The organism is Terrabacter sp. GCM10028922, from assembly GCF_042666095.1.
Taxonomy (GTDB): Bacteria; Actinomycetota; Actinomycetes; order Actinomycetales; family Dermatophilaceae; genus Terrabacter.
In genome coordinates, this window is record NZ_JBHTFG010000009.1 from 1 (window position 1) to 18,832 (window position 18,832).

General features: G+C 66.6%; 16 protein-coding genes and 1 pseudogene. 9 read left to right on the forward strand and 8 right to left on the reverse strand.

The genetic code is table 11. From position 1 onward, the window contains the following. From ACFQU3_RS08875 to nhaA, 6 genes and pseudogenes are all read right to left on the reverse strand, one after another. Positions 1 to 1,709 (reverse strand): annotated as a pseudogene (locus tag ACFQU3_RS08875) (hypothetical protein); the annotation flags it as partial. A 482-nt stretch (positions 1,710 to 2,191) separates the two neighbouring features. Further along, entirely contained in the window at positions 2,192 to 3,031 is an 840-nt protein-coding gene (locus ACFQU3_RS08880; RefSeq protein ID WP_385908804.1) for a serine hydrolase, read from the reverse strand. Next, positions 3,024 to 3,935: an alpha/beta fold hydrolase gene (locus ACFQU3_RS08885; RefSeq protein ID WP_385908806.1), complete on the reverse strand. Its 912-nt coding sequence runs from the start codon at positions 3,933 to 3,935 to the stop codon at positions 3,024 to 3,026. Before ACFQU3_RS08885 ends, ACFQU3_RS08880 begins: the two co-directional genes overlap by 8 nt. 29 nt (positions 3,936 to 3,964) lie before the next feature. Then, positions 3,965 to 4,468, reverse strand: a complete 504-nt coding sequence (locus ACFQU3_RS08890) for a phage holin family protein (protein WP_385908808.1) — start codon at positions 4,466 to 4,468, stop codon at positions 3,965 to 3,967. Between the two features lie 187 nt (positions 4,469 to 4,655). Further along, positions 4,656 to 5,933 (reverse strand): hypothetical protein, encoded by a 1,278-nt coding sequence (locus tag ACFQU3_RS08895; protein ID WP_385908810.1) that lies wholly within the window; start codon positions 5,931 to 5,933, stop codon positions 4,656 to 4,658. Between the two features lie 120 nt (positions 5,934 to 6,053). Continuing rightward, complete coding sequence (gene nhaA, locus ACFQU3_RS08900) at positions 6,054 to 7,415, reverse strand: Na+/H+ antiporter NhaA (protein ID WP_385908812.1); 1,362 nt, start codon at positions 7,413 to 7,415, stop codon at positions 6,054 to 6,056. 305 nt (positions 7,416 to 7,720) lie between these two features. On the opposite strand from nhaA, the gene ACFQU3_RS08905 reads away from it, so the two are divergent. The 7 genes from ACFQU3_RS08905 to ACFQU3_RS08935 all read left to right on the forward strand — a co-directional run bounded on the left by ACFQU3_RS08905 (position 7,721) and on the right by ACFQU3_RS08935 (position 14,814). Next, positions 7,721 to 7,963 (forward strand): hypothetical protein, encoded by a 243-nt coding sequence (locus ACFQU3_RS08905; protein WP_385908814.1) that lies wholly within the window; start codon positions 7,721 to 7,723, stop codon positions 7,961 to 7,963. A 220-nt stretch (positions 7,964 to 8,183) separates the two neighbouring features. Beyond that, positions 8,184 to 9,371, forward strand: coding sequence for a hypothetical protein (locus tag ACFQU3_RS08910; protein ID WP_385908816.1), 1,188 nt, complete (start codon positions 8,184 to 8,186; stop codon positions 9,369 to 9,371). Positions 9,372 to 9,455: 84 nt separating this feature from the next. After that, a complete protein-coding gene (locus ACFQU3_RS08915) occupies positions 9,456 to 10,583 on the forward strand; it encodes a DegT/DnrJ/EryC1/StrS family aminotransferase (protein WP_385908818.1) in 1,128 nt (375 codons plus the stop codon). Next, positions 10,580 to 11,830 carry a glycosyltransferase family 4 protein gene (locus ACFQU3_RS08920; protein WP_385908820.1) on the forward strand — a complete coding sequence of 417 codons (1,251 nt, stop codon included), beginning with the start codon at positions 10,580 to 10,582 and terminating at the stop codon, positions 11,828 to 11,830. Before ACFQU3_RS08915 ends, ACFQU3_RS08920 begins: the two co-directional genes overlap by 4 nt. 224 nt (positions 11,831 to 12,054) lie before the next feature. Next, a complete protein-coding gene (gene gmd, locus ACFQU3_RS08925; RefSeq protein ID WP_385908822.1) occupies positions 12,055 to 13,074 on the forward strand; it encodes a GDP-mannose 4,6-dehydratase in 1,020 nt (339 codons plus the stop codon). Further along, the gene (locus ACFQU3_RS08930) at positions 13,067 to 13,852 is read left to right on the forward strand and encodes a glycosyltransferase (protein ID WP_385908824.1); all 786 of its coding nucleotides are present in this window, start codon (positions 13,067 to 13,069) and stop codon (positions 13,850 to 13,852) included. The genes gmd and ACFQU3_RS08930 overlap by 8 nt, the downstream gene beginning before the upstream one ends. Continuing rightward, the gene (locus ACFQU3_RS08935; RefSeq protein WP_385908826.1) at positions 13,849 to 14,814 is read left to right on the forward strand and encodes a GDP-L-fucose synthase family protein; all 966 of its coding nucleotides are present in this window, start codon (positions 13,849 to 13,851) and stop codon (positions 14,812 to 14,814) included. Before ACFQU3_RS08930 ends, ACFQU3_RS08935 begins: the two co-directional genes overlap by 4 nt. A gap of 39 nt (positions 14,815 to 14,853) precedes the next feature. Here the strand turns inward: ACFQU3_RS08935 and ACFQU3_RS08940 are convergent, their stop codons facing one another. Beyond that, on the reverse strand, positions 14,854 to 15,234 hold the full coding sequence (locus ACFQU3_RS08940) for a DUF2304 domain-containing protein (RefSeq protein ID WP_385908828.1): 381 nt from the start codon (positions 15,232 to 15,234) through the stop codon (positions 14,854 to 14,856). Then, positions 15,231 to 16,046 carry a glycosyltransferase family 2 protein gene (locus ACFQU3_RS08945; RefSeq protein WP_385908829.1) on the reverse strand — a complete coding sequence of 272 codons (816 nt, stop codon included), beginning with the start codon at positions 16,044 to 16,046 and terminating at the stop codon, positions 15,231 to 15,233. Before ACFQU3_RS08945 ends, ACFQU3_RS08940 begins: the two co-directional genes overlap by 4 nt. A gap of 185 nt (positions 16,047 to 16,231) precedes the next feature. Between ACFQU3_RS08945 and ACFQU3_RS08950 the strand changes: the two genes are divergently transcribed. Further along, the gene (locus ACFQU3_RS08950; RefSeq protein WP_385908831.1) at positions 16,232 to 17,518 is read left to right on the forward strand and encodes a hypothetical protein; all 1,287 of its coding nucleotides are present in this window, start codon (positions 16,232 to 16,234) and stop codon (positions 17,516 to 17,518) included. Between the two features lie 179 nt (positions 17,519 to 17,697). Next, positions 17,698 to 18,831: an acyltransferase family protein gene (locus ACFQU3_RS08955; RefSeq protein WP_385908833.1), complete on the forward strand. Its 1,134-nt coding sequence runs from the start codon at positions 17,698 to 17,700 to the stop codon at positions 18,829 to 18,831. Position 18,832 lies beyond the last annotated feature (1 nt).

Below are 18,832 nucleotides of genomic sequence, written 5' to 3' on the forward strand. Positions count from 1 at the left end.
ATGGTGGTGGTTGAGCCGGCCTGGCCGATGCTGAACGTGTCGGTGTCGGACGAGCTGGTGTGGTTGGCGTCGCCGGCGTAGCCGGCGGCGGCGTGGGCGGTGCCCGCGTCGGTGTTGTCGGTGTAGGTCACGGTGACGGGGGCGTTGAGGCCGCCGGCACCGGTCACGGTGGCGGTGCACGGCTCCTGCGCGGATCCCGTGTAGGTGACCGAGGCGGGGCAGGTGATCGTGACGACGGAAGCCGCGGGGGTGATCGCGAACGTGGCGGACCCAGTGCTCGAGTCGTGGTTGGCGTCCCCGGCGAAGGTGGCCGAAGCCGCCGCGGTGCCGACGTTGATGTTGTTCGTGTGGGTGACGGGCAGGCTCTCGGACAGTCCGCCTGCGCCCGTCACGACAGCGGTGCACGGGGTCAGGCCGTCACCCGTGTACACACGCGAGTCAGGGCAGGTGACCGTCACCACTGAGTTGGCCTTGGTGATGTCGAACGTGGCCGAACCAGTGCCGCTTGCGTGGTTGGCGTCGCCAGCGTAGCTCGCCGATGCCGTCGCGGTGCCGACGGCCGTGTTGTCGCTGTAGCTCACGACGAGGGACTCGTTGAGCCCTCCAGCACCCGTGACCTGCGCCGCGCACGGGGTGTGCGGGGCACCGTTGTAGGTGACGGTCGTGACGGAGCACGTGACACTGACGCTGACAGGCGCCTTCGCGATGGCGAAGTTCTTGCTGCCGGTGCTGGCCTCGTGTGTCGAGTCACCCGCAAAGCTGGCCGACGCTGTGGCCGTACCCGCGTTGATGTTGTCGGTGTAGCCGACTGACGGGATCGGTGAGTCCAGCCCGCCGGCGCCGGTCACGCGAGCCGAGCACGGCTCGGCAGCAGATCCGGTGTACGTGACCCCGGACGGGCACGTCACCACGACAGTCGAGGAGGCCTTGACGATGGTGAAGGATTTGTTGCCGCTACCCGCGGCGTGGTTGGCGTCGCCGGCGTAGCTCGCGGAGGCGGTGGCTGTCCCGATGTTGGTGTTGTTGACATACGTCGGCGTCAGGGCGACGTCGAGGCCACCTGCCCCAGTTGCGGTCGCGGAGCATGGGGTCAGCGGTGAGCCCGTCCAGGCGACAGAGGTGGGGCAGGAGACGTTCACCGTCGACGGGGCTTTGGTGACAGTGAAGGTCTTGGAGCCGCTGCTGGCCTGGCGCGTCGAGCTGCCTGCGTATGCCGCAGATGCCGCGGCCGTTCCGGCGTTGACGTTGTCGGTGTAGGTCACCGGCAGGGACTGGGAGAAACCGCCACTGCCCGTGACGACCGCGGTGCACGGCTCGATCGCAGAGCCGGTGTAGGCGGCGGAGGCTGGGCAGGTCACGGTCGTCGTCGTCGGCGTGGCGCATGCTCCGGCGGTCCAACTCACGGTGACGACATCGCTCCTGGTGAGGTTGGTACCGGACCGGTTGAGTCCCGTCGTCGAGTAGGTGACCGTCGCGGAACCCGCTCCGGCGACTGTGGGCGTCACAGTGACCGTCGGGTTCGGTGTCGGGTTGGCAGTGGCGCCGTTGGCCAGGCTGCCCCAGTTGCCGGGCAGGGGAATCGACGTTCCGGCTGCTGTTACCGGCGTGCCCGCGGGGGAGACCGCCGTGACGGCGGTCGTTACGGAGAGCGTCTGGCTGTCGGCCCAGACGTTGCCTGCGCTGCCGCCGCTGCTTCGCTGCGCATACACGTCGACGGGCGCGCTCGTCGGAGCTCCGCATGCAATGCTGCCGAGGTCAAGGACCGCGACGTTCGCTTGCAGCGAGTCGGCGACGATTTCGTCGGATCGCGCTATGCCGCCCCCTGTTGCAAGAAGCGTGACTGCGGCTACGGCGGCAGCGAAAAATCGGCGTGCAGACATGGTGGGTTCCCTCCCCTAAGCGCCGACAGACTTCGCCCCCGCGAGTCGACGTGCCGCAAAGGTAAGCCGCACTTCAGGGCTGTGTCCGCGGAATCCGAACTTTAGGGAACCCCTTGCAGCGCAACTGAATTGACGCTGTCCGTAATGTCCGAATCATCCCGCACTGTGCTTGGCAAATGTGCGCTTTTGGGCCACAACGGCGGTGACGGCTCGACGCGGCTCTGACCTTTGTGATGAGCCCCTACTGGCTCGATCGAGCCGTCTTTGGTCGCGTTTGGTTCGGTTCCCGTCGGACGTGGAGCAGGAAGAACTCAGGGAAGTCGCGCCAGGACCTGCTCGCCGACATGACGCATGCCCCGGAGCACGGCCCACACGGTGAGCTGGTCGAGGGAGGTGCCGGGCGCCGGGTCCCAGTTCGCGATGACCGCCCAGGTGACGGTGCGGTCGCCGGATGTCGCCGCTCCGACATCGGCACGCACTCCGGAGTCCGCCCCCGTCTTGTTCCACAGCACCGTGTCGGCGCCGAGCGATGCATGGTGCGCGATGGGGTCGAGCCCTCCGCGCTCGACGAGTGCGGAGCCGACCATCGTCTGGTCGACGTTGGCCGAGAGCCATTGGCGCACAAGGCGGTCCGCCTCGGGGCCGACAGCCGATCCGGTCGAGATACGGCTCATCAGCGCGCTCAGCTCGCCCGCCGTCCCGGTCGAGAGCGTCGGAGGATGGTCGGCCTCGCGGACGTCGCGGACGCGGTCGTGGAGGGCGGTCGCGCGAAGGCCTAGCGAGGTGGCGAGAGCGGCGACCTCGGCGAGGCCGATGCGCCGCAGGAGGACGTTCGTGGCGAGGTTGTCGGACACTGCGCCGACGAGGGCGGCGACGTCGACGAGGGGCAGCGTCTCGACCGAGAGGGTGTGCCACAGTCCGGAGTCGCCCACCCACAGGTCGACCGTGCGCGTCAGGGGCTCCTCTGGTGACAGCTCTCCGGCCGCGATCGCCCGCGCGGTCTCGAGCAGGAGGAGCACCTTGCCGACGGACGCCGTGCGCAACGGCATGTCGGCCTCGACCTCGCCGAGCGGCATACCGGATTGGTCGCGGACGCATACCGACCACGTGACGCCGCCGGCGTCGGGAAGCTCGATCTCGATATCAGTCAAGGGAACCCAGCCATTTGGTGAGCGTGGCGTTGACCTGCTCGGGAGCCTCCTCAGTGAGGAAGTGTCCCGCTCCCTTGACCTTAACGTGGCGGAAGTCGCCCGGCACGAATGCCCCGGACCCGTACGTGGCGTCGGCGATGACGCAGCCGTCGTCAGTGCCCTGAAGTTGGAGCACGGGCACCTGGATCGCGTGCCGGATGCGGCGCATGAACATCGGGCCGTCGGGACGCACGGACGAGCGCCCTAGCCAGCGGTAGTGCTCCGCCGCCGAGTGCGCGACGAACGGGATCATCATCGCGTCGCCGTAGCGCGCGACGTCCTCGGGCTCGGGGTACGAGCCGAAGGGCGAGGACCACGAGCGCAGCAGGCGTTCGACATAGTCGTGCGACTGGGTCATCTCGCGCTCGGGCGCGAACGGCTTCTGCAGGCCGGCGATCCAGGCGGAGGCCTTGCGCTGTTTGGCGTTGCTCCACATGGCATGACGCAGGATCCGCGGGTGCGGCATCGACAGCGACGCGACGGCCCGCGTGACGTCGGGTCGCAGCACGGGCATGCACCACGAGATCCAGCCCCCGAGGCCCTGGCCGATCACGACCGCGTCCTTCTCCCCGAGCGCCCTGACGACGGATGCCGTGTCGAGCGTTGCCATGTAGGTGTCGTAGCCGCGCGGTGGCTTGTCGGACGCGCCGTAGCCCCGGAGGTCCATCGCGGCCACGCGGTAGCCGGCGTCGGCGAGCGCCCGCATCTGGTGGCGCCACGTGTACCAGAACTGCGGGAAGCCGTGGAGCATGAGCACGAGCGGGCCCTCACCGAGCTCGGCAATGTGGAACCGGGCGCCGTTGGCCGAGACGTAGCGGTGCTCCCAGGGCCCGTCGATGTTGACGAAGGCAGCGTCGACGGGCATGGCAGCGAGGATGGCGTTCGTGGCTCGGGTCAGGCGTCGCGGGACGGGTCGGGCTGCGCCGTGGGCGCGTGCGCGGAGGCGGGGATGTCCTTGCGGTCCCACTCGGGTCTCGGAGCCGGTACGACCGTGCCGGGGTGCTCCGTCGCCGCCTTGATCGCGGCGACGGTCTCCTGGGCCTCGTTGATCGCCTTCTCGGGCTTCGGGTTGACGGTCTTCATCTTCCTCACGCCGAGCAGGCCGAGCAGGGCCGCGACGAGCAGCATGAGGACCGTGACGATGAGGAAGCTGAGCCAGCGGGGGAGCCCCAGCGCCTGGATGCCCTCGGCGATCGTCGTGAAGATGAAGTAGACGGAGTAGAAGAGGATGACCGCGGCCCCCGCGAGCAGGCCGCCGCCGGCGCCCGCCTTCTTGATCTGCACCGAGACCTCAGCCTTGGCCAGGGCGATCTCGCTGCGCACCAGCGTCGAGATGTCCTGGGTCGCGGACGCGACCAGCTGGCCCAGTGTCCGCTCCTGCCGGGGATCCGTGCTCATGGCTCACTTCCTCGGTTCTCGAAGGTCACGGCGCGGGCGCGCCTACCGATTGCCACCCTACTGTGCAGTCCGTACCCCGACACGCACCGCAGGCTTCGTCACCCAGGTCGGTCAGTCTTACGGAAGTCGGTGAGCCAAGCCTCACCGCCAGTGGCCTCAATGCGTTCCCTCGATGCGCCTTGGCAGGTCACGGAGGCCAGGGCAGCTGCGCCGGCGCTGGGTCGAGAATGTACAAGTAGCGGATCCAGAACCATTGACTCCACAGACCGACCGCCGTGATCACCCCGAAGAGGACCAGCCCGGCGGCGCGCTTCCGCCACGCCAGCGGCTGGACATGGACGGCAATCAGCAGGGGGGCCGCGAGGAGCAGGTAGCGAATGAGCCCGGGGGTAGGCGGGGTCACGAGCAGCACGAAGGCCGTGTACGTGACGCCCCACACCCGCAGCTCGATGGGCAACCCGAGGCGCCCGGAGGTGGTCACCGCCAGGCCGAGCGCCAGACCAGCGACGAGGATGACCAAAAGGACCCCCGCCGTCCCGGCGATGCGCCACACGCCACCAAGCCAGCCGAACTCGAAGGTGCTGATCATCGAGGCGGTGCGGGCCACGCCCGACAGCGGGCTGTCGGACTGCTCGGCAGGGGAGGCCGCGGACCCGAAGCAGACGGTGGCGATGGCGTTCCACAGGAAGGGGGACGCCATGGCGGCGAGCGTGTTGGCGGCGAGGATCAGATGGGTTCCGGGGCCCAGTTGCGCCGTCCGCCGAGACCGCCATCGGAGCCACCAGTGGACGGCGAAGACGGCGGCGAGCGGCACAGCGACGGGCCGAGTGAAGGCGAGCAGGATCACCGCGAGCAGGCCCGCCGTGTAGCGCTGGGCGAGGGTGGCGCGCAGCGCCACGAGAAGGAGAACGAGGGCAGCCGGCTCGCTGTAGGCGAGGCCGAAGAGCGGCGCCGACATGAACACACTGAGGCTGAGCGCTCCAGCTGTGGCGAGGGTCCCGGAGAGCGACGCACGCAGGAGGCAATAGAGCAGCGCCGTCGCCACACCACCCAGCACGAGGTTTAGAACGACGGAGGCCGCGGGAAAGCCGAGACCGGTCAGGGCCATGACCAAGCGGACGAGCATGGGGAAGAGAGGTGGAAACGCCCAGGTCCACGCGTCGTTGGCGGATCGAGCCTCAGCGCCGGTCGGGTAGCCGTCGACGGCGATCCGCTCGTACCACTGTCCGTCCCAGTTCGTCAGCAGGCCCCCCAGGCCTGGGGATGCCGGCGTCGGTGTCTGGACGAAGTAGTCAGATGGGTTGCCGAGAGGATTGGCCGGCCCGGACGCGGCCTGCGCCGAGGAGGCGAACCACAGCTCCCAGAAGTTCAGTGCGCGAATGCTGAAGTAGCCGATGGTGACGACGACGGCGGCCGTCCATCGCCGCCGACTCGTCTGCGCCCCGGGCGCGAGCCCATCGCTCAACTGGGTCTCCGTTTCCTGACTCCCCGGCCAACCTAGCGCCGCGACGCATGCCAGAGCCGGACTTCGGCGGCCCTCGGGTGTTGCCCGTTCGCGCACCCGTCGCGGTGGACGAATGGGGAGTCATGTCGACCGGTAGACGTCGGGCACGCCGTCGTCGTCGTGGTCGACCGTCTCCCTCACCGCGACGAGGCGGTAGTGCCGGTTGCGCAGTCGAAGGACGACCGTCGCGAGGAGGGCGGCGATGAGGCTGCCGCCGAGCACGGCCGTCTTGACATGGTCGTCCCGCTCCGAGCCGCTGCCGTACGCGAGCTCGCCGACGAGAAGGCTCACGGTGAAGCCGACGCCCGCGAGGAGGGACAGTCCTAAGACGTCCGTCCACGACAGGTCCTCGTCCAGCTCGGCTCTGGTGAACCGGGCGACGGCCCACGTGCTGCCCAGAATGCCGACGGCCTTGCCGACGACGAGGCCGACGACGACGCCGATCGCCGCGGGGTCGCGCACCGCTGCGCCGAGCCCCCCGCCGACCACCGTGACGCCGGCGGCGAAGAACGCGAACACGGGGACGGCGAAGCCCGCCGAGAACGGCCGGATCCGGTGCTCGAGCCGCTCGGCGAGGGACTGCCGCTCCGGGTCGTCCTCGACATCCCGGTTGACCGGGACGAGCAGGCCGAGCAGGACGCCCGCCACGGTGGCGTGGACGCCGCTCGCGTGCACGAGTCCCCAGGCGAGCAGGGCAGGTACAGCGAGCAGGAAGGGGTTGGTCAGCTGGTGACGCAAGAGGAGTCGCCACGCGACCAGCGGGACCACCGCGGCGAGCAGCCAGAGCAGGTTGAGGGACTCCGTGTAGAACACGGCGATGATCGTGATTGCGATGAGGTCGTCGACCACGGCGAGGGTCAGCAGGAAGGACCGCAGGGCACTCGGCAGGTGAGTGCCGATGACCGCGAGCACCGCGAGGGCGAAGGCGATGTCGGTGGCCGTCGGGATCGCCCAGCCCCGGAGTATGCCGCCGAGGTCCTCCGCGTCTCCGGCGCGACTCATGAGGGTGGCGGTCACGGCGAACAGGATGGCGGGCAGTGCCACACCGCACGCCGCCGCCGCGATGGGCAAGGCGGCCTTGCGCCGGTCCGCCAGGTCGCCGGCGACGAACTCCCGCTTCAGCTCGATGCCGGCGACGAGGAAGAAGACTGCGAGCAGGCCGTCAGCCGCCCACGCGCCCAGCGACAGGTCGAGGTGCAGGGCCTGGGGTCCGACAACCGTGTCCCGAACGCCGGCGTATGCGTCTGGCCACGGTGAGTTGGCCCAGACCAGGGCAGCGACCGCGGCGGCCAGCAGGAGCGCTCCACCGACGGTTTCGGCGCGCAGCAGGTCAGCGACATAGCGGGCCTCGCGCCACGAGCCGCGACTGAGCAGACGGCCGTGCTTCGAGACGCCGCCTCCGGCCGTCGGTCGGATCGGCGCGGGGTGTGGGTCGCTGGCCATGGCATCCCTTCGGGCGGATGGGTCATCGGACGCCGACCAGACTTCCCGGCACACCATGGACACGAGCACCTTCGCCGCGAACCACGACAAGTCTACCGAGAACCGGCGGAGGCCTCCGGTTGGGGACTCCACCGCGGCGCCGTCATGGACGGCTTGTGCGGGTGACTGGCAGCGGGATTCGACCAAAGTCGTTGCCACGCGGTCAAATCGGACTAATCAGACATCGGTGGTTTGCATGTGGTTGATGGCTCTACATTTGACTTGGGAGGGGAGATCCCATCAGTACGGATCTACTTGGGGGAATCATGAGCGACAAAGAAGCCGGCTGGTACTACGTCGGCGACGGCAAGCTGCGCTACCGCGACGACTACGGCTGGACCGAGTTCTACATGGACACGGCCGACCCACGGGCCCAGGACTGGCCGCCGCCGAAGCCGAGGACGCTGCTCCAGGAGCTGCGCGAGGACGAGGCCCGGCGTGCCGCGATCGCACCGCCAAGGCGGGTCCTGTCGTGGCGACGCCCGCGTCCCCATCGGACGGCGCGCTGACGGAGCCGCCGAAGGTCGGCGGTTCGACACTCGTGCCGCAAAAGTCAGGCTTGGGTCAAAAATGAGGCGGAGGTGGGCAGCACCGCCTAGCCTGTCGATGTGTCAGATCTGTCGCCCGGACTAGCCCCGGTCGGGCCCCATTTCCTCAGGGCACGGTGAAGCCGTGCGTATGAGTCGGCGACTGCTCAACCTCTCTGGTCCGGCCGCAATTACCGCAGGCTTGGCATCCACCGCCCTTTCAGGAGCTGTATTTCTCTTCTTGGCGCCCGGCCTCACAAGCGGTTCCGAGTTCAGTGGCGTGGCGTTGGCCTGGACCTTCTCGACGGTTTTTGGCTTGGGTGTCGCGGTACCCACCGAACAACTGATCAATCGACTGGCGCACGCTTCTGCCGATCTGGACGGGAGACGCGCCTTTCGCAATGTCAGATTCGCTGCAGGGTCGGCGATCGTCTTGTCGGCCTTTTACGCGTGGCAATTCGTGATGCCTGGACAGGGATTGTCGTTCTTCCTATCCGTAGCCGTGGCGATCTTCGGGTGGGTAGCCGCAGCGCAGAGCCGTGCACTCCTTCTGGCCCGTGGGCTGCAGCGAAAGTACGCGATGTCTCAGGTGCTTGAGGCGACCGCGCGCCTAGTCCTGGTTGTGCTCGCGTTTGCTGCACGAGATCACGCAGCGTCACTTCTCTATGCCGCCATCGGGCTTCCCCTGGCGGCGGCCGCTCTCTGGAAAACCGGGCGTGCCTGGGGCGACGCGAGCAGCCCCAGGGGGTGGTCGACCAGTGGGGTCAGTCGTGAGCAAACCCACTTCGTCCTCGTCGCGCTGGGTTATCAGTTCTGTCTTAGCGGACCCCCTGTCCTGCTTGGAGTCCTGGTGGGCGCAAGACTTCCCGAGACCGTGGGCGCGTTCGCCTTGGCGAGCGCTCTGTTGCGAGCCCCGGCGGTCGTTGCGGGAGGAGCTACTGTTGCAGCGCTCTCGGACATAAGCAGGCTGGGTCATGGTGATGCCCTCGGGGTACGAAAGCGCGCGCGACAGGCGCAGCTTCAAGCGACGGGATTGACCTTTGCAGCGTCGGCTCTTGCCCTGCTGATCACTCCGTACGTGCTACCAGCGATCTATGGCGGTCCGCTTGCTCTGAGACCCGTTACCTACCTCTCGCTGGCGGCTGGGACCGTTATGGCTGTCTGGGCCGGCGTCATGACAACCACGCTGCTTGCGCTGGGCCATGGGGCAGCCTCCGCAGGCGCTTGGGCGGCCGGGGCGCTAGCGTTGGCCGTAGTCGCACTGGTCATGCCGGCCGAGGATGGCGTGCTTAGTCTGGGTCTGATGGTGGGTCCTGGCACCGTAGTGCTGGTCGCCGTCCTAATGCAGGAAAAGTTCGGTATAGGACTCCTCAGGCCGACGTGCAACTAGCATTCGGGCGGCGGCCCCAAGCTGTGGTCCCCGCTGCGATCTGACGTAGCAAATGCGATGTCTGCTTAGCAATGGAGGAGGCCAGTGGGCAACTCGACGGAACTGAAGCGCTACCCTGTGGGATCGCCTGATATAGGCGCCCTAGAGGAAGCCAACGTGCTCGATGCGGTGCGGTCCACATGGGTATCGTCGACGGGGAAGTATCTAGACGAATTTGAGTCGCGATTCGCCGCGGCCTGTGATGTTCAACATGCCGTCGCCTGCGCAAACGGTACGGTGGCCCTCCATCTCGCCCTGTCTGCGCTGGGCCTAGGGCCTGGCGACGAGGTGATTGTTCCGTCGCTGACATACGTTGCTACGGCAAACACCGTCACTTACACGGGTGCCACGCCGATATTCTGTGATGTCTCGCGAGACTCTTGGTGCATGGACCCTTCGGACGTAGCGGCCCGAATTACCCCACGTACCAAGGCGATAGTTGCTGTACATCTCTATGGTCATCCCGCTGACATGACTTCACTCGCTGAGATCGCGAGCGGGGCGGGGATCGTGCTGATCGAGGATGCGGCCGAAGCGCCGTTCGCAACCTTCCAAGGGCGCAAGACTGGAAGTCTCGGTGTGATGGCGGCCTTCTCGTTCTATGGGAACAAGATCATAACGTCGGGCGAAGGTGGGGCGGTTACCACCGACGACGCCGGACTGGCACAAAGGTTGCGTCTGTTGAGGGGGCAGGGGATGGACCCTGACAGGCGATACTTCTTCCCCGTGATTGGGTTCAACTATCGCATGACCAATGTGGCTGCGGCCATGCTCTGCGCTCAACTTGATCGCCTGGACGAATTGCTGAGCAGAAGAAGCGCCGTTTTTGCGACGTATGATCAAGCATTTGAATCGGTGGCGTCACTAGAGCTACAGCAGGTTGCCCCGGATGTGACCAGGGCGCCATGGATGTTTAGTCTTCTGCTCGATTCCGAACTCGGACCGCGCCGTGACTTCATAATGGAGTCTCTGGGTTCGGTCGGAGTTGAGACGCGGCCAATCTTCTTCCCATTGCATCGCCTTCCCCCATATCAAAATGGATCGGAATCAGACCTGCCCGTCACTGACGACATTGCCGGGAGAGGATTTAGCTTGCCGACCACCAGTCTGATGTCAGTCGAGGATGCTCGCGAAGTGGCATCTCGTCTCCTGGCCATACTGGAACGGCTATGACCCACGTAGCTATCGACGCCCGAGTTCCCCGTGGCATCTCCGGGGGTGTCGCACAGGTTGTGATGGGACTTGCTCAGGGTTTTCGCGAAGCCTCGATCGAAGACCTGGAGCGCACCTGGATTGTGGATCCTGATTCAAACAAATGGCTGGATCCGCTCATCCCGGAGCGCGATGGTCGAGTCGTTGTGAGTTCCTTTATCGATCGAGCAGGCGCAAAAGCTGCTGCCGTCGTGCCCAACATGGTGAGCTCGCTGAGGCCCTACATCGAGCGACTGCGTTCCGTGGCGGTCGCGACGTCATCGGGTGCATCTGCCTTGGACCGGCAACTGCATCGTAGAGGGGTGCAAGTAGTTCATTTGCCTTTTCAGGAGGGCATCTCGACCGACCTCCCGACGATCTATCATCCACACGACTTGCAACACGTCTATTTGCCGAGGAACTTCACGCGCGCCCAGATCGAGCGTCGTGAGACAGTCTGGCGAGACAAGGCCGAGAAGGCCTATGCAGTGAGTGTCGGCACCAAGGCAGTTGCCAACGACATAACTCACTATTGGGGAATACCCGACAACAGAGTCTTCGCAGTTCCGCTCGCGCCAGTGTCCCCTCTTGGTCGCGTTCGAAATCTTGAAGCCGCCGGGTCGTCTAATGGCTCTTTCGCGTCACCAATGGTCCTGTACCCCGCAGGCTTTTGGCCCCACAAGAACCATGAGACCTTGGTGCGAGCGCTCGGCCGACTGGCCGAGCGGGGGGTCCCCGTGCGTCTGAAGTTGCCGGGCGCCGCGGTAGGAAACTTCTCCAAGGTGCGCGATCTCGTTGTCGAGATTGGACTAGATCCACGCGACGTACTTCCAGGCTACGTGTCGGACGATGAGCTGGCTGTCCTATTCGATTCTGCTACGCTCGTCGCCGTTCCATCATTGTTTGAATCTGCGAGCTTTCCGGTTTGGGAAGCCTTCATGAGATCCAAACCAGTCGTTGTCGCGCGGACCACCTCGCTCCCTCAGCAGGTCGGCGAGGGCGGGATCGTGGTGGACCCCCTGGATGACATCGCATTTGCCGACGCGATTGGCAAGTTGATTGCTGATCCCGATTTGCGATCTACTTTGGGCGAGCGAGGGGCCGTATGGGCATCCCAATTCTCCTGGCGCCGAACTGTGCTCTCCTCGTGCGCGCTTTATCGGCGTGCCGCAGGGCATGAGCCTCGCGAGCGTGAAGAACTCTCCCTGGTTCATGGCCCGTTCATCTAGCAGCGTGAATTGCGAGGTCGGGCCTCACCCCACTTGGGGCGGACAGGCTACTGGCGAAGGACGTGAGCCAGCCTTGCGCCGTTGCAGAGGCGATGTCCCCGGTCGGCAGTTAGGATCGGACAGGGCGAGTTGGTTCCCTTTCGCACGCCGACACAGGTTGGATGCTTGTGTCTCGCAACATTGTCCAATGGTGATGGCTACACAGTCGAAGATTGAGGAGCGTCGTGCCAAGAGTTGCGCTGATCACCGGCATCACAGGACAGGACGGCTCATACCTCGCCGAGTTCCTGCTCGCAAAGGGCTATGAGGTACACGGCCTGATCAGACGAGCGTCGACGTTCAACACTACGCGCATCGACCACCTCTACATCGACCCCCACGAGTCCGAGGCGAAGCTCTTTCTCCACTACGGCGACATCACCGACGGCTCGCGTCTGGTCACGCTCCTCGCCCAGGTGCGGCCCGATGAGGTGTACCACCTCGCCGCCCAGTCCCACGTGCGCGTCAGCTTCGACGAGCCCGAGTACACCGGCGACACGACAGGACTGGGGACCATCCGACTCCTCGAGGCGATCCGGATGATCGGCCTGCAGTGCCGCTTCTACCAGGCTTCCAGCTCGGAGATGTTCGGAGCGGCTCCCCCGCCGCAGAACGAGCAGACACCCTTCTACCCGCGTAGCCCCTACGGCGCCGCCAAGGTCTACAGCTACTGGGTCACCCGCAACTATCGCGAGGCCTACGGGATGTTCGCCGTCAACGGCATCCTCTTCAACCACGAGAGCCCGCGACGCGGTGAGACCTTCGTGACCCGCAAGATCACGCGGGCGGTGGCCCGCATCAGGGCCGGCCTTCAGGACGACCTCTACCTCGGCAACCTCGACGCCGTGCGCGACTGGGGCTACTCGCCTGAGTTTGTCGAGGCGATGTGGCTCATGCTGCAGCACGACGAGCCGCGCGACTACGTCGTCGCGACCGGCAGCGCCTACTCCGTGCGCGACTTCGTGCAGTTCGCCTTCGAACACGCTGACCTCGACTGGCAGAAATACGTGCGCTTCGACGAGCGCTACCTGAGACCGACCGAGGTGGACGCCCTCATCGGTGACGCCTCAGCTGCCCGCGAGAACCTCGGCTGGGTGCCCCAGGTCCATACACCCGACTTGGCGCGGATCATGGTCGACGCCGACATCCGGGCCCTCGAGACCGAGGGCTCGCCATGGGTGCATCAGGCCTGGGTCCATGACTGAGGGCGGCGCTGTCCTCGCGGTCGTTCCGACCCTGGGCGAGCGCGTGGACACCTTGGGTCCCGCACTTGCCAGCGTCCGCGCTCAGGAGGGCGTGAGGACGACTCTTGTCGTCGTCGTCCCGCCGGCCGCGGAGGAGGCGCGACGCATAGCCGCCGAGCACGGTGCCGTCGTCATCGACGACCCCAAGCGCGGCCTGTCGGCTGCCGTCAACGCCGGCATCGCTGCGGCGAACGGCGAGACGTACTTCTCCTGGATCGGCGACGACGACGAACTGCACCCGGGTGGACTGGCCACTTTGGTGGGTCTGCTCGAGTCCGACCCGGGTGCCGTCGTGGCGTTCGGCGCCTGCGACTACATGGACGACCGGGGCCAGGTCTTCGCGGTGAGCCGCGCGGGGCGGTGGGCTCGTCGCGTCCTGGCGTGGGGCCCTGACCTCATCCCGCAGCCAGCGTCGCTGACGCGCCTCGACGCCATGCGGTCGGTGGGCCCCTACGACGAGGGCCTGCGCTTCGTCATGGATCTCGACATGTTCCTGCGGTTGCGCAAGCACGGCCGCTACGTCAGCACGCAGGCCAGGGTCGCGGCGTATCGCTGGCACCCTGACGCGCTGACGGTGGCCAACCGCGGGGTGTCCATCGCCGAAGCAGAAGGCGTGAAGCGGCGACACCTGCCCAGCGCGGTGCGACCGCTGGCGCGGCTCTGGGAGCGCCCCGTGCGTCTGGCGATCAATGTCGTCTCGACCCGGTTGTCGAAGCGCGCCCGGAAGCGCCGGGCATGACGGGGCAGTCGTTTGCGGTCCTCGACCGGAGTGCGCCGTTCTACGTCGCAGGCCACCACGGCCTGGCTGGTGGCGCGATCTGGCGCCACCTCGACGCCTCGGGTTTCACGAGCCTGATCGGGCGTACGTCGTCGGAGCTCGACCTGCGCGACCGTGACGCCGTCTTCGACTTCTTCGCCGCGTCAAGTCCTCGTTACGTCGTCATGGCCGCCGCCCGTGTCGGGGGTATCCTCGCCAACAGCACACGTCCGGTCGACTTCCTCTCCGACAACGTGCGCATCCAGGTCAACGTCCTTGACGCCGCCCATGCGTACGACGTGGATCGCCTTCTGTTACTTGGATCCTCGTGCATCTACCCCAAGCTTGCCGAGCAGCCCATCAAGGAGTCATCGCTGCTCACCGGGCCTCTCGAGCCGACCAACGACGCCTATGCGATCGCCAAGATCGCCGGCGTCATGCACGTCCAGGCGATGCGTCGCCAGTACGGCCACCATTGGATCAGTGCCATGCCCACCAACCTGTACGGCCCGGGCGACAACTACGACGTCGACTCCTCGCACGTGCTCGCGGCGTTCATTCGCCGCTTCGACGACGCTGTGCGCTCAGGCGCGACGACCGTCACCAACTGGGGCACGGGCTCGCCCCGGCGGGAGTTCCTGCACGTGGACGATCTCGCGTCAGCCGTCCTGCACGTTCTCGAGCGCTACGACGAGGCTGAGCCCATCAACATCGGCACGGGCCGCGACATCACGGTGCGCGAGCTCGCCGAGATGGTGGCGCAGGCGGCTGGCTATACGGGAGCCGTCGAGTGGGACACGGCCAAACCGGATGGAACGCCGCGCAAGCTGCTCGACGTGTCGCGCCTGACGGAACTGGGCTGGGCGTCGAGTGTTGAGCTCCGCCCCGGCTTGGAGCAGGCATACCAGTGGTATGCGGCCCACCGCGACTCCGCGCGCCTGTAGTCCGCAGCGAACACGTGGAACGTCAGGCGCTGAAAGGTGTCAGTCGCGCGGAGCCGTCGTGTTGTCGGTCTGCGCGTCGGAGTCTCGCCCCTCGCTCTCGAGGCGCAGCAGTGCGGCCTCCTCCGCGACCCGCAGCATCCTCTTCTCGAGGCGACCTATCTCAGCCGTCAGCTGGATCAGGATCAGAAGCAGCCCGAGGAAGCCGATGAAGAAGAGCAGGTTCAACGGCACAGCCACGCCCGTGACCTTCGCGGCCCAGTCCAGGGCACCTGGCGCCAACGCCATCAGCGTCGTGATGACGCCGACCACGGTCCACGTGACGGCGAACCGGCCGCGGATGTAGCGGCGCCGCACCATCTCAAAGATGGTGATGATGACCAGCACTGCGCCCGCCAGAGCGAGACCGAAACCTCCGGTCACCGGAGTGCTCCGCCGACGACCGGCCTGGCTCGGACCATTCCGAGGAACACCGTCGCCACGGCCCGGCCGGCGTAGCCGATCGACGAAACCGTGTTCTGGCTCGGCCGGCCCCCGACCCGCTGACGCATGGCGACGCCCACCTCCGCAACCCGGAGCCCGGAACGCCGTGCGAGAACCAGCGACTCCACCGTGTCCCCGAGGTACTCGATCGGGTAATGGTGGGCGAACAGGTCGATGGCGGGGCGCGAGAAGGAGCGGAAGCCCGACGTGGAGTCGGTGAGAGTCCCGCCGACCACCCGGCTCATCAGGTGTGCGACCAGCCGCATCGCGGCACCTCGCACGGGATGCAGCTCGTAGTCGACCCCGGACGCGAAGCGGCTGCCGATGACGATGTCAGCCTCGCTTGTCGCGGCGACCAGCACCAGCGCCTGCTCGGCGATGTGCTGGCCGTCGGCGTCGATCTGCACGACGATGTCGTATCCGTGTGACGCGGCGTACCGGAATCCGGTGCGCATCGCGCCGCCCACGCCCATGTTGAAAGGGTGCTGGGCGACCTTCACGGCGAAACGCCTAGCGATGGCAGCCGTCTCGTCCACCGAGCCGTCGTCGACCACGAGGACGTCGATGCCTGGCAGGGAGTCCCGTATCTCCGCGAGGACGGTGGCGATGGACTCGGCCTCGTTGTACGCAGGCATGACGACAAGGACCCGTGGTTCACGGATCGTCCCGTCTTCAATGCGTGTGCGCTCCGGCACGGTGCCCCCGCTGCTGCAGTAGACCACCCCGGCAGGGTGGTTCAGGTTTGCGCTCATGGTGCACTGTCGGGTCACCTGCTGTCCGGAAAACGGCCAGAAGACGGCACGTCCCCGCGTGCGATCCGCCAAAGCTCGGTCCATCCCCGCGAGCATCGCCTAGGCTCACCACGTCTCACCGATGCCCGCCCCTGACTGGCGGAGATTGGGTGAGGCATCGGTATGCGCTCGTCGGAGGGGGCCACATGCGCGCAAGACCCATGCAGTCGGCGCGGGTCGAGACCGGATCCGCGACGACCGTGACCACGTCGGCCCTTAATCGGCGGCTCGTGGACGGCATCTCCACGTGGCTGCTCCGGTACTGGATCCCGTTCGCGATCTTTGTCGCGTCGCGCATCGTCGACGCCGTGTTGCTTGCACTTTCGGCGAGCGAGCAGGTCTCGCTCTCCGAGTCACGCGAGGACTACTACGTCTACGAGGCAACGCCTGCGGACCCCGGCTACCTCGGTGTCGTCTCCAACTGGGACGCGCAGTGGTACCGCCAGATCGCTACCGATGGCTACCAGCTGCCGGCCGCCGACGCGACGCCGCAGGAGGCTCGTGACACCTTGTGGGCGTGGGCCTTCCCGCCCGCGTACCCCATGTTCGTCCGGGCGCTGATGGCCGTGACGTCCCTGTCGTTCCCGGTGGCGGCGACGATCATCAGCTGTATGGCGGGCACGCTTGCGATGGTCTTGATGTACCGCCTGGTGTCGCGCACTGGCGGGCCGTTCCTTGCCGCGGTAACCGTGCTGTTCTCGTCGTTCTGGGTCTCGGCACCACTGCTCCAGATCGGCTACAGCGAGTCCCTGGCTCTGCTGTTCCTCATGGCGGCGCTCAACCTCCTCGTCGACCGCCGGTACGCGTGGGCCGCGGTCGCCGTCCTCGCCTTGTCGATGACGAGGCTCGTCACCCTGCCACTCCTGCTCGCTGTGGTCACGCATGCATGGCTGCGCTATCGGCGGGAGGGCGCGTTCTGGCGAGAGCGGCCGAAGGAGGCCATCGGCATCGCGCTCGTCGGCTTGGCGACCGTGTTCGGTGTCTTCTCGTGGATGCTGCTGGCGTCCGTGTTCATCGGCACCGATGCCGGAATGGAGCGCAGCGCCGGCCAGCGGAGCCTCTACCTCGGGTGGTTTCAGGACACGTATCGCCTGCTGGGCGTGGGTGGGCCGCTGTTCCTCGGCATCTTCGTCCTGCTGCTCATCCTCTTCATGCTGAGCCCTCGCGCGAGGGTCTGGGCGCCAGAGCTGCGCGCGTGGTCGGTGGCGTATCCCGCCTACCTGCTCGCGATGACACCGTTCCTGCCCGCGGTCTTCCGCTACCTGCTGCTCACCCCGACGCTCCCCGTGATGATGGCAGGGACTCCATGCAGCAGGTCACGACGCACCATCGTGTGGGTCGCTGTGTTGCTCGTCTTCCTCGTGCTGTGCCAGCGATGGTACGTCAGTACGATCCTCGTCGTCTGGACGAGGGACCCGCGGCCGGGGCCGTAACCACCTTGCCGTCGAAGGTGTTGGCCGCGGTTCGGTCCCGTTTGCGCCGTTGCTCACCTTTTGGGCGCTCCGATGCCCCTCGAATCCCCCCAAACACGCACGCTTGGAATGCCTTGGGCGTACGTTGCTGCCCGTGGCCGCCCTGAGGCGGAAGGGATTGCGTGCCGCTAGGGGGGTGGATGGTGGACGCTCGACCAGCAGGGCAGCTGCATGCACTGACGAGCATGCGCTTCGTTGCTGCCTTTGTGGTCCTCCTGCACCACCTCCCGCTTGCGATGCCCGGACTCGTCGGTCTCCTCTCACTCGCCCAGGCCGGCTATGTGGGGGTCACGTTCTTCTTCGTGCTGAGCGGCTTCGTCCTCACGTGGGGCTGGACGTCGACGTCGCGGGTGTCGGATTTCTACATCAAGCGCGCCGCTCGCGTCTACCCGCTCCATGTCCTCACGGCCTTCGCGATGGCACTGCTACTCGGCAGGGCAGGGGTCGACTGGACAGCGCTGCCAGCGAATCTCGTGCTGCTCCAAGCATGGTCGCCCGACCCCGCGGTCTATCTCTCCTTCGTCGGAGCGGCGTGGTCGCTCTCGTGCGAGGTGTTCTTCTATGTGTGCTTCCCGCTGCTCGTCAGTCTGCTGAGCCGCTGTCGCCATGTGATTCGTTGGGCTGTCGCAATCGTGGCCGCCACCATAGCCGGAGGAACGCTCGTCAGCATGGTCTGGCCTTCCTCGGCGGAGTACCTCTACCACCTACCTATGTTCAGGCTCGCGGACTTCACCGTCGGCATCCTCGTGTGCCTCGCCATCCGCCGGGGATGGCGCCTCGTCATCGGGCCGGCGGCCGCCGCGGCTCTCGTCGCGACGGTCTACCTCTGCGTCCTGCTTGCCCAGACATCAACTGGGTCCGGTATCGAGCGGTCTTGGTTCTATTCGGTGCTCATGGTCCTCCCGTTCGGCCTCCTGATCGCGTCGCTCGCCGGGCGTGAGCTCTCCGGTGGGGTCCCATTGCTCCGGGCCAAGGGACTTGTCCTGTTGGGGCAGTGGTCGTTCGCGCTGTACCTGGTCCACGGAGTGGTGCTGGCGGCTCTGCAGGAACACGTTCGCGAGCTGCGAGGCGCACCGGCCGTCATCGTTGGGATGGCAGTCGTCGCCTTGGTCGTCACGTCGTCCTGGCTCGTCCACACGCTCTACGAGCGTCCGATCGAGGCTGCGGTGCGCCGGCGCTGGACCCGGCGACGGGTGGCGGGGGTCGCTGAGGCAGCCACCATCGTGCGGACTGGAACGGCGAGCTCCCTCACGAGCCCTCGACAGACCCAGTGAG

Excerpts from the sequence above, each read along its gene's own strand:
- ACFQU3_RS08885 (WP_385908806.1), bottom strand. The coding sequence starts at position 3,935 with ATGCCCGTCGACGCTGCCTTCGTCAACATCGACGGGCCCTGGGAGCAC.
- ACFQU3_RS08890 (WP_385908808.1), bottom strand. The coding sequence starts at position 4,468 with ATGAGCACGGATCCCCGGCAGGAGCGGACACTGGGCCAGCTGGTCGCG.
- nhaA (WP_385908812.1), bottom strand. The coding sequence starts at position 7,415 with ATGGCCAGCGACCCACACCCCGCGCCGATCCGACCGACGGCCGGAGGC.
- ACFQU3_RS08905 (WP_385908814.1), top strand. The coding sequence starts at position 7,721 with ATGAGCGACAAAGAAGCCGGCTGGTACTACGTCGGCGACGGCAAGCTG.
- ACFQU3_RS08920 (WP_385908820.1), top strand. The coding sequence starts at position 10,580 with ATGACCCACGTAGCTATCGACGCCCGAGTTCCCCGTGGCATCTCCGGG.
- ACFQU3_RS08930 (WP_385908824.1), top strand. The coding sequence starts at position 13,067 with ATGACTGAGGGCGGCGCTGTCCTCGCGGTCGTTCCGACCCTGGGCGAG.
- ACFQU3_RS08935 (WP_385908826.1), top strand. The coding sequence starts at position 13,849 with ATGACGGGGCAGTCGTTTGCGGTCCTCGACCGGAGTGCGCCGTTCTAC.
- ACFQU3_RS08945 (WP_385908829.1), bottom strand. The coding sequence starts at position 16,046 with ATGAGCGCAAACCTGAACCACCCTGCCGGGGTGGTCTACTGCAGCAGC.
- ACFQU3_RS08950 (WP_385908831.1), top strand. The coding sequence starts at position 16,232 with ATGCGCGCAAGACCCATGCAGTCGGCGCGGGTCGAGACCGGATCCGCG.
- ACFQU3_RS08955 (WP_385908833.1), top strand. The coding sequence starts at position 17,698 with ATGGTGGACGCTCGACCAGCAGGGCAGCTGCATGCACTGACGAGCATG.